Genomic DNA, 10188 nt, shown 5'->3' with positions numbered 1-10188 from the left:
AGAGTTGCCGTGCTCATCTACAACCTCTAAGTACCAGCCTTGCTGGCCTTCGAGTCGATATATTTCGATATTGACGGACGTGTTGCCAGCGGCTATCTCCTGAGTCAGTTCTGAAAACTTGATGTTCTGTTCTTCTTCCAAAATTATTGCCTCCGCTAGGTGCGCTGTATCGCCAGTGTCATACCTGACGTTTTACAGTAATTTCTTTTGGCCGAATAGGGTGCCCGAAGGTCGTAGTGCGTTGCGCTTGCCGCAGGGTAAATTTGGTGATGGGCACACTGTGGGCACAGAATGGGCACAGAGAGACTTTTATTTAGGCGATAAAAAAGGCGAATCTGCTAAGTGCATGATTCGCCTTTTCTTTTTTGGTAGCGGGGGCAGGATTCGAACCTACGGTTATGAGCCTCATCTTGTAAAAACATGAATAATGTTCTCATTTTGCCTTATGTGGCATTAATCCTTATGATTAATGCAGTTTTGGTCCTTTTGGGTCACGGACATAAGGGCGCTTTATGTCGGAAGAGGCGGTTGAGGATTGGCACAATTCCCCAGTTAATGAGCTGACCTTAAGGCTAGGGGAGCGGTTTGCGAGGCTTTGCCAATGGTCTTATGACAATGACTTGTATGAAGAGCTCGAGATTATATACCTTCTTCTCGGGCTGACCCCAAGTATTGTTGGGATCGCAAACCTTGTCGAAGAGTTTGATCATCCAGAATCCAGAACGATACTTCAGGATTGGGGAGAGAATTATCAGGCGGAGCGAATTCGGCGTTTTGCTTCGGCCTTTTCTGAATCAGTCGAAATGTCGAGAGACTATGCGGCGATTTCTCCTCGCGGAACAGTTGATCAAGTTCGCCGGCAGTTTCCTGAGTTAAAGAAACGGACGTTCCTACTCACGCTCTATACTTATCCTCTTTCTCCTAGTAAAGATCCAGCAACCTTCATTGAGCGGCGGCGCCTTCGCATGTGGCTAGCTGTTCAAGCTGCGATACGCGTTGTTAACGAAGATAACATTGCAGACAGTTCGATCAGTCGCGTTTCTCGCTTCTTGAATCTTGGCCATAGCTCCCCCCGTTGGCAGTTCGTTGACCAATTGCTGGGTTCAGCTAGGCGATTTCGCGCGAGCTCACCAGAGAGCTTTGAGCGTTTCACGGAGTCTTTGCGATTAGCAGCCGATCAAATTTACCCAGACTACCAAGACGACAAGGCAATCCCTCCAGTTCTCAATGCCATTCGTGCCATCACAATGGGGAAAAGTACGCCCTACCTAGATATAGAGTATAAGCCAAAGTTCTCGGGACATTTCAGTAAAAGGCGGCCTAGCCCTCTAATATCATTTGAAACAGATGATGGTGAATATGAGCTACTACCCGGACTGAATACCGCTGAAGAGCAGCTTGAGCCCACCTGGGTCGTCCCGACTGATCCTACGGACAGCTCGGAGCTGCAACAACTCAAAACCAATAGTTTTTTCATTCAGAGGATAGAGTCATCCCATTATTTACCCTGGAGTTATGATGGGGTGTTGCCCCCCGAATTGCCGCAGCTGGAAACATGGCTAGGTAACTCACTTGCTTCGACAGATAATAAAGTCGCGATCGGAGCGGCGCTTATCTGGATGTCTTGCCGCTTGGGACGAACACTCCATTTTGTCCAGTTGGTTGCGGTAAATAAGGAATCTGGGGGTGAGTGGGCACTTACTCCCTGTTTCAAATTGGCTCACCGGCTATCCCCTAGGCGTCAAAACTCTTGGCAACCCGGTGCAACCACTGAGCAACTGGTGAAGCCACGCTCGGAAGAAATTCGGGTCAGCCTTCCAGTAAATATTACAAAGGTGCTCAAAAAGGCGGCGGGATATGCTGACAGCCAAGTCACTCATTTAGCGCATTTGTGGCAATACCAAAGTGAAGAACCGTTGGAATCCTGGTTTAACGTTATCGCCCGGCAACACTTTCCGCGCATTACCTCAGCCAAATTAGCTCAAACCGCTGGGTTGAACGCTTTCCAGCGGACCGGGGATCACAATTTTAGTCGAGTGCTGACGTCTCACCCTAATAGTGGCCTGCCGGGTGCATGCGGTTACGCAACATGGGATATGCAAACTTTGGAAAAAGGGATTTCCCTTTCGGCTCTCGCCGAGCCGGGCCTCCCGCCAAATCCCAATGTAATGGGTAGTCTCTTAGCGCCAATTGAAGTTGTTGTTGAAAATGAAATTGAAGAGGCGGGTCGGCGTCTAAAGCGAACGAAGGACGCCGGTGATTGGCTAGCCTTCCACAACCAATTTGCGCAGTACTGTGTCCTTGCGTTATACGCTGCGACTGGATGTCGCTATCTGCGAGACCCATTTGAGTCGGTCTTGCATTTTAACTGGCAATACCGCTTTGTTTACATTAACGACAAAGCTGACGAGGGGCGGCACGCTGGTCGACTGGTGCCATTGCCGGAAAGGGTAGTGCGGCTAACCCAAACCTATTTGAACTACCTGCGTAAATTAGCCAAAGCAATTAATCATCTCAGTCCTAATCTCGCAGATGACCTGTCGCTAGTGATAGAGGGGAAATCGGAGCGACTACCGCTCTTTTTCCAGCTTGACGGGGCTATGAAATGGCATTCGATGGGCGATACCGACCTTCCTGGGGGTGCCTTGTTAAACTGGGACTTCCCGCCAAATGTTTTTCGGCACCGCTTTGCACAGCTACTTTCGCAGACAGCCATTTCGACGGAGGTGATTGACGGTTGGTTGGGGCACGCTGAACGTGGCGTCTCCACTTACAGTGACTATTCTCCTCGGTGTTGGCTGTCAGATGCCTCAACGTACCGCCGGGAACTGAATGAGGTGTATGAGAGACTTCCCTTCGATATGGATTCATTCGTTAATGTGCAGCCTGACTTCAGCCGGATTCGGCTATCTAGGTCTTCCTACAGCGAGCCGACGCGCTTTGGGGACGCTCTTCGTAAATGGAACAGAAGTCAAAACGCAAAGAATGCCATTCGTATTGCGAAGAATGATATTGCATTGACGACGGATGCTCAGCCATTGGCCTCATTAACTGCCGATGGCATGGAGAGGCTTGTTCGGCGCATGCTTTACAAGGAGGGCACGCTTCCCCACCCTTACGCGGGTCTTAGGTTGCGAGTGCTTATCAAAGAAGCTGAGAGTAGCGGCGGCGCGGCGCGGTTTGCCATTAAACGCCGTGTCGCGGCAGTGCGACCGGAGCGCGCTCTTATATCACCAAGCCTTCCTCCCAGTATGGATACATTGGATGCGATAAAAGCTTGGGCGACAAGTACACAGTCATCAACCATAAAAGCCACGCTATCAAAGCGGAAGGCGCTAATCCTTGGTGCGGTGTTATTCTGCATTGAGAAACGAATTAGTTACCTACGCATGCTGTGTGATATCAGCTGCGGTAGGCACTACCGCATTATTCAGCACAAACGGACGTACTTTTTAGAATACAGTGAAATGCTGGATCCTGGTGATTTCGTAGCTCCTATTCAGCGTCATGAAATCAGTTATAAGGTCGCTAGCTTTCTTTGCTACGGAAAAGGGATAAAATCCAATTTAAATCCTGATACGAATCCCAGTCCTGTTGAGCTAAATCCACTGGTCGAATTGCTTGAGATCGATAATTGTAAGCACCCTAATCCGCACTTAGTCGATGTTTTAAGCCGACTGACGCGGGTTATTGAACAAACTAACTTGGTGCTCTTTCCGGGTATGGTCGCCGGTGCGCTAAGTGAGCGCTCGCCGCCAACAAGTCTGCCAATCCAGGATTATTTGCGGATTAAGGAATCTGAAAAGCGAGTGGTGCCGATTGCAGTAAGAGAGGTTCGCACCGATGTTGATTATCGTCGCTTACGGCTCAATCAATGCCGGCTGTCAGAGGTGGATAAAAGCCTACTGCAGGCGCAGGCAAAACAGCTATTTGAAGGTATTCATCACCTCATACGTGGCTATAAAAAGTCCACACACAGCGTGTCCGCCAAAGCCGTTGAGACATTGTGTAAGTCCTATGAGGGCAAAGTCAGTACAACGGTCTTGATGCTGGGTCACTGGCTTGCCTTTTTAATGCGGCGGGGTTACGGTCGAAAAATGGGCTCAAAGCCTTACGCGCTGAATACCATTGAGACCTATTTCAGTCGGCTCAACAAGGCCTTTTTAACACTAGCCTACGATGTGGATTTGATAGCCGCCGATGAGGGTGAGATCACGCAGTTCTATAACAACATACTCGATTTTCATCGACGTAGAGGCAGTGATACTACTTACTCAGGTAAACGATTGAAGGAGTTCCACCAATGGGCAAGTGAATGTGGTGTCGATGACCCAGATTGGGCGGATATAGATATAGAGAATGAGGGCCGGCACGTACGTCCCGGAGTGCTTTGCGAGGCAGATTATCAGTCGTGTCTGACGGTACTTGAAGATGGATTGTGGGGACGTAACGAAGAACGCCTTTTCATGGGTTTTTTATTATTGCTCACATATCGCTTTGGCCTGCGCAGAAATGAGGCCTTAGGTCTTCGTAAAAAAGATTGGTGTCACTCAGAGGATTTTACTTGGGTATTGATTCGGAACAATACGTATAGAACGCTAAAAAGCACCTCGAGCCGGCGCGCCGTCCCATTACTATTTCCACTTTCTACATGCGAAAGATCCTTAATCGATAACATCATGACGCGCTACGATAGCCTGTCAGGTGTGAGCCACAGCATGCCAATATTCTGTGAAGTACACAAAGAAAGTATAAAATTAACGTCGATGGCCGAGAAGCTACCCACTCAGGTAATCGAGCTGGCGCGTCAAGTGACTGGCAATACCACATTAGTGTTACACCACTGTCGCCATAGCTTTTATAACCGACTTGCGATTCCGCTGCTGGGCCTGGATACACCACTGGCGCAGTTACTCGCGGGGGAGCTCAATACGGAAGTCGTCAGGCGTACCGTACTCGGGGAGCAACATGCTACTACTCGTCGCTCGGGTATGGCTCTCGCTCGGCTTGTTGGGCATAGTCTCCCTGCTATAGGACTAAAAAACTACAATCACTTGCTCACCGATTGGGCTGATGCATTGACCCCGGTAAAAACTCAACGGGCAGGCATGTTGGCCAATGCCGTTAGCACGAAGAGCTTCGGGATATATAAAGAAAAATCAGAACATTGCGTTCGCCCAATAAGTTACCAGCCGATAAATATACTGTTGATATTAAAGACGATGCGGCTCGCCTCACTGGGAATGGGCGTGATGAGGGCTGGGAGGCGTCTGAACCTGCATCCAGATGACTGTCAAAAAATAGCGACATTGGTCGATATCGCCAGTAAGTTGATGCGGTTTAGAGTGCGAGGTAAAGGCACTCGATGGATTAATGGTGGGGAATATGCAGGGACGGTACTTGATTTCATTACGGAGGCAGGGTGGAGTCGATTGATAGAGTGGGGTGGGTACGTTGATGCCAGTGATGACAAGGGAGTGGCAAGTTCTCTGGATATAAATGATCTTCCTTATTTAATTAGCCGGAATCGTCAGGTTCTGATAAGTAGTGCTGAGCACTGCTCACTTGTTATCGAGTTGTTTAAAAAATTAGCGCTAAATCATGCTGATTTCGCCGTGGTAGTAAAAAAAGGTGACGAAAAAGTGGCTGATTTACTAAGACAAAATGGGTTCAGCGTGATATCAGAAGAGAGGAACGCGTCGCGTCAGTTAGATCCGTATCCTGTCGTCATTAGTGGGGTGGAGCACAGATGTATGGAATACGGCGGCTTGTGTTTTGAGCGTCGAGCATCAGGTGTTGTACGAAATAGCTACGAACTATCAGTCGCTTTACTGGCCTTCGGAGCTTCAGCGTCTATATTGAGCGCTTGATAGGTTAAAACAGCACTAGAATAAGTCAAAAGATGCATCTGTCAGCGTTAAATCAGTGAGATGATACTTCTTCTTTTTCTTGGCAGTATCAATAGTTTGTAGACCTTTGAACTCAAGTAATTTTCCTTGGGAGATCGCGTCGTTTGACTGTCGGATCATATCCGTTCTCTTGATGATGAAATTGATGGGCTTATCAGTCGGAATTTTGTTGTCGTCAAGTGGCGTAAGCGAAACGACATTCGACTCGATCAGAAATCCGTTTGGTCTAGCCAAGCCTTCCATTGTCATTGTCGTTTTTTCTGCTAGAAGAGGTTCGTCAAAATTACCCTGGAAGACAATTCCGTTGCTTGATTTGTCAGCTGGAAAGGAGACCGTAAAGGGATCTTTGATAAGCTTTCCTGCGCAAGCAGAGCGGAATTTGGATATGGCTACGTCAAGGAGTTCTCGATGGTCGTCAGGCAGCTTATCGCCATAATCGGAGTCGATACTCATCTGGGAAATGATGGATTGGCAAAAGTACTTTGTCGCAGAAAGGATGGTGCTAAAAGTCGAATTTTTTATTTTTCCGCCATAGACTAAAATGGCTTTCCCATGATCATAGTCCTCATCTGGCACATAAAAAACTCTGTACTTGCTTCCTACGCTTAGAAGGTCGTTAGTAAAAAATTCGACCACAAAGTCGTTCATAGATTTGATTAGCGAATCTGAAAAAATTTTCATTTCGCCGCTGATTGGCGCATCAGTGTCGTATTCAATATACTTTTCTTTCACATTCACTTCGCCACCTTGATGCGGATGAATAAAGCAAATAATACGTGAATCACCAAATTTGTATTCGCTGTCTTTACTCATGTTGATAGATCCATATTGATTATTAGATTTATATAGATATAACGAAATATCGGCCCAAATCAATAAAAATATTCATTTAAAACAATTATTTATGAATGGCAAGTATTTTGGATTATGTCAGCTGAACGGAGTTCGTGTCCGAATTGCGAGGGTAGCTTATGTTGAGGGAGTCTCTAAAATTCAATTTTCGATGTAAGTGATTACAGTAAATTACCAACCTCCGCCAAACACATGGTAGGCAAGATATTTGCGCACCTGCGATGATTCACCGCACTGCACCAGTTGCCACGGCGATCTCTCTTCAAAAGCCCTTATTTCGACATGTATGTAGTCCGCGGGAGGAAGATTAGGGAACAACACTCGGACAAATTGGTGTATGACAATGATGTTGCTTAGGTCATCACTGCTGATAGCATTGATAAAAGCTGCCGCTTCGATGCTCGGTACATTCCATTGCCGAAGAATCTGGCTTGCCCACTTCTGGCCGGCATGTCGTGGCATGGTGAGCATATCCTCGTCAGGCCCATCTCGCAGGGCATCAGGTGGCTCGATACCAAGCATCCTTAGCTCGCCAAGTCGCATTATCTGTATTTGGCTGTCGGGTTCATTAGCTTTTTTCATGGACCTATCCTTTGCACGAAGTTGTGTCACTCTCGATTCTAGTGACTTGTGCAAAGCTCGGTAGTACGCGCTACAGCGCTACGACGTATCCTGATCTAGTTCATTGATTCGTAGTAGTTTTTAGAAAAAAGCAAGTTTCGCCACGTTCTGCTGTAGTATCGGTTGAGCGTAACGAATGCCAAGCTAGCAACGAGTACAACTGCAGCGTTGAATAAAACGAAACCCATTGAGATCATTTCTACTACCGTCTTTGCTGATGGTGTGAGTGATAGGTGAGTCAGGGCGATGCCTTGAGCGCGTTTCGCAACTGCTCTCACACCTTTGGCTGTGTATAAGAATATAGTCGTAAAAGGCTACCTTGGAAAGATCAACCAATGAGTACACTTTTCGCAGAGCATGTGGTCAGGGTTATGCTGAGGAATAATCTGACACCACAGGCGCTAAAAATCTTATTGTTTTTGAAGACACCTCGCCGGCCTCAAGTCATGCTGGACGAGCTGGGTATTGATCGGGGCTCTTTGAATAAAGTCGTACGTCGACATTCGGAGCTTATGTCGCGTAGGGTTGTGAAAGATAAGCATGTGGCTAGGGGGCCAGGAAAGCTACCGATTGAGTACTTCCTGACCCCAAAAGGGAAGCGTTTAGTCAAGTCATTAGAAACAGCGGTTTAGGTTGTAAATGTGCGGTGCATGCTGCTGGAGTTTGCGCGAGCAGTGTACTAGATTACCGTGAAACGCGACCAAGAAAGACTGGCATCACGGCTTCTTCTGAGCACGCCGCTTTTGGATGTAGGCAGCTAGTCGCTCCGCGTTTAGGTAAAAGATGAGTGGCACGCTAATCGCCGCGACTACCAATAGCAGCGCCAACAGCAGTGCAGTCAATTCTCCCATCGTCTTTCCTCCCTGAATTGATCGTCTACGCGCGCTCCTGCATTGGCGTGGTGTTGATGGCATCCCCAAGTCTTTCTTTGAGGCAGTGTTGGCAGAGGTCGCAGGTGATTTTGACGCCATCTCCAAATATATTGCCGTAACTGCCGGTTTTTTCAATATGGACAAAAGCCTGTAGTTCGGCCTGGTCCTGAAAGTACCGGCCACAGGCGTCGCACGTGATGGCGATAACATCGTTTTCTGTTCTTTTGATGGGCTCGTAATGCTTCATATCTCACGCCTCGCTCTGTATTGGACTTTCGTATCAGCTCCCAATAGATCTCATTGACCTGTCAGTGGCCTGGATACCTCGCCCACCAAGAGTCTGTCCCGTTGTCGGGTGTAAGTAAGTCCTCTGCGACTTCGGTGATCACGTTCTTCAGTTCTAGCGTTTCAAGCCATTCCGCAGGTATAGCTCGCTCTCCGGCCATCAAGCCTACAATGTTTCCGGTAATTGCTCCTGTTGAGTCGCTGTCCCCTGAGTGATTCACTGCAAGAATCAGTGCGTCTTGAAGATTATCGCTCGATAAAGCGCAGTACAGACTCATCGCTAGCGCTTCTTCGGCAACCCACCCTTCGCCGAGCTCTGTCAGTGTGTTACGACAGTTTGGGCTAGCTGTAGATTTTTCAATTGCTCGCTCAATGTGTGTTAGGACTTCAGAGTGATTTTCGTGGTTCCTCAGTATATCGATGCATTTTATGGCAGCGGGAAGGAGTTGTTCACCGTTAGTGAGCAAAGTCAGCAATGCAGCAAAGTAACCGCCAGCAAGTTGGCCGGTGGGATGGCCGTGCGTCAAAGCACAGATCTCGACGGCTGTTTCAAAGGCGCTGGTGGCGTTGGTGTTATCTCCCGTTGCGGCGCCTATGAATGCGACAGGCGCTACCCGCATGACGCCACCGCACCCTTTGGAGTCGTTGATAGCAGCTTCCCCAAAATACGACATCGATTCCAGTGCGGTTAGGCAGGTAATCCCGGGTGCCCGTTGAGAGTGGAGTTCGTTTATGCCGAAGAGCCAGCCGTCAGTAGCCGCAGATATCTCAGGGTTCGAGTGGCCCTGTGTCAGCAACCAGCGCTGATAGGCATGAGCGACTACGCTAGGGAAGTGACAAATGCCTTTGCGTTGCCCTCGAACCGACGCGCGAATAAGGCCCTCCGCGGTGAACAGCGTCATCTGCGTGTCGTCCGTGATCTTTCCAGTGCCACCATATGCCGGCGCATAGCTAGTGATTCCACTCGAGCCGAACTGTCTTACAATCTCGTCGATTGACATAAACTCAACTGGTGCGCCGAGGGCATCGCCTACCGCGCCGGCCAGAAGGCAGCCCCGAGCTTTCTCTATCAGTGTCAAAGAGGTGTCTGTATCCATCTTAGGCCTCAACAACCGGGTAACAGGCTTCGCCCCACAGGGATATTCGATGCCATTGATGCTAGTCGTTACGTCATAAACCACGACTGGCAAACTCTAACCCCCAAGATGCAAGTGGGACAAGAGCTGTATGAAACTCTGCATTCCCTTCAACACTGGCTATTGCAACTGCCTAGTTGATGGTGTCGGTCCGCTTTTACCCTGTTTAATATCGCTATGATGTAGCCTTCTGTTGTAGTGGCATAGTGAATTTGGCCACCTAATTAGAGGTGATAGCATCACCTCATTCGATTACAGGTGACCCAATGACCAGACCATCACGCCCGACCTTCAGCCCCGAGTTTCGGCTCGAATCCGCACAGCTCGTCGTTGACCAGGGCTATTCAGTGAAAGACGCCGCCGAAGCCATGAACGTGGGCAAGTCCACGATGGACAAATGGGTTCGCCAACTCAAGCAAGAACGTTCTGGTGGCAGCTACGATGCCTCTCCTATGACGTCAGAACAGCGTCGTATTCGGGAGCTCGAGCGGCAAGTTAAGCGCCTTGAAACAG

Annotated in this window: 7 protein-coding genes; 2 read left to right on the top strand and 5 right to left on the bottom strand. The window is 48.6% G+C overall.

Annotated elements, in window-relative coordinates; translation table 11 throughout:
* The first annotated feature begins 512 nt into the window (after positions 1-512).
* Complete coding sequence (locus H573_RS0115640; protein ID WP_027875088.1) at positions 513-5870, top strand: site-specific integrase; 5358 nt, start codon at positions 513-515, stop codon at positions 5868-5870.
* A gap of 15 nt (positions 5871-5885) precedes the next feature.
* Here the strand turns inward: H573_RS0115640 and H573_RS0115635 are convergent, their stop codons facing one another.
* From H573_RS0115635 to H573_RS0115610, 5 genes are all read right to left on the bottom strand, one after another.
* Complete coding sequence (locus H573_RS0115635; protein ID WP_027875087.1) at positions 5886-6722, bottom strand: hypothetical protein; 837 nt, start codon at positions 6720-6722, stop codon at positions 5886-5888.
* Positions 6723-6932: 210 nt separating this feature from the next.
* Positions 6933-7343, bottom strand: a complete 411-nt coding sequence (locus H573_RS0115630) for a hypothetical protein (protein ID WP_027875086.1) — start codon at positions 7341-7343, stop codon at positions 6933-6935.
* Positions 7344-8098: 755 nt separating this feature from the next.
* The gene (locus tag H573_RS19835; protein WP_267878910.1) at positions 8099-8233 is read right to left on the bottom strand and encodes a hypothetical protein; all 135 of its coding nucleotides are present in this window, start codon (positions 8231-8233) and stop codon (positions 8099-8101) included.
* Positions 8234-8258: 25 nt separating this feature from the next.
* Complete coding sequence (locus H573_RS18585) at positions 8259-8501, bottom strand: hypothetical protein (protein WP_051171375.1); 243 nt, start codon at positions 8499-8501, stop codon at positions 8259-8261.
* A gap of 61 nt (positions 8502-8562) precedes the next feature.
* Entirely contained in the window at positions 8563-9636 is a 1074-nt protein-coding gene (locus H573_RS0115610) for an ADP-ribosylglycohydrolase family protein (RefSeq protein WP_027875084.1), read from the bottom strand.
* A 305-nt stretch (positions 9637-9941) separates the two neighbouring features.
* Between H573_RS0115610 and H573_RS0115605 the strand changes: the two genes are divergently transcribed.
* The coding region (locus tag H573_RS0115605; RefSeq protein ID WP_027875083.1) for an IS3 family transposase at positions 9942-10188 on the top strand (247 nt) is incomplete at its 3' end.

Source organism: Neomelitea salexigens DSM 19753, assembly GCF_000422345.1.
Classification (GTDB): Bacteria; Pseudomonadota; Gammaproteobacteria; order Pseudomonadales; family Spongiibacteraceae; genus Spongiibacter; species Spongiibacter marinus_A.
The sequence above is the reverse complement of the archived record's forward strand: the minus strand, read 5'-3'. Positions and strand labels throughout refer to the sequence as shown.

Coding starts and splice junctions, on each gene's coding strand:
- H573_RS0115640 (WP_027875088.1), top strand. CDS start 513: ATGTCGGAAGAGGCGGTTGAGGATTGGCACAATTCCCCAGTTAATGAG.
- H573_RS0115635 (WP_027875087.1), bottom strand. CDS start 6,722: ATGAGTAAAGACAGCGAATACAAATTTGGTGATTCACGTATTATTTGC.
- H573_RS0115630 (WP_027875086.1), bottom strand. CDS start 7,343: ATGAAAAAAGCTAATGAACCCGACAGCCAAATACAGATAATGCGACTT.
- H573_RS19835 (WP_267878910.1), bottom strand. CDS start 8,233: ATGGGAGAATTGACTGCACTGCTGTTGGCGCTGCTATTGGTAGTCGCG.
- H573_RS18585 (WP_051171375.1), bottom strand. CDS start 8,501: ATGAAGCATTACGAGCCCATCAAAAGAACAGAAAACGATGTTATCGCC.
- H573_RS0115610 (WP_027875084.1), bottom strand. CDS start 9,636: ATGGATACAGACACCTCTTTGACACTGATAGAGAAAGCTCGGGGCTGC.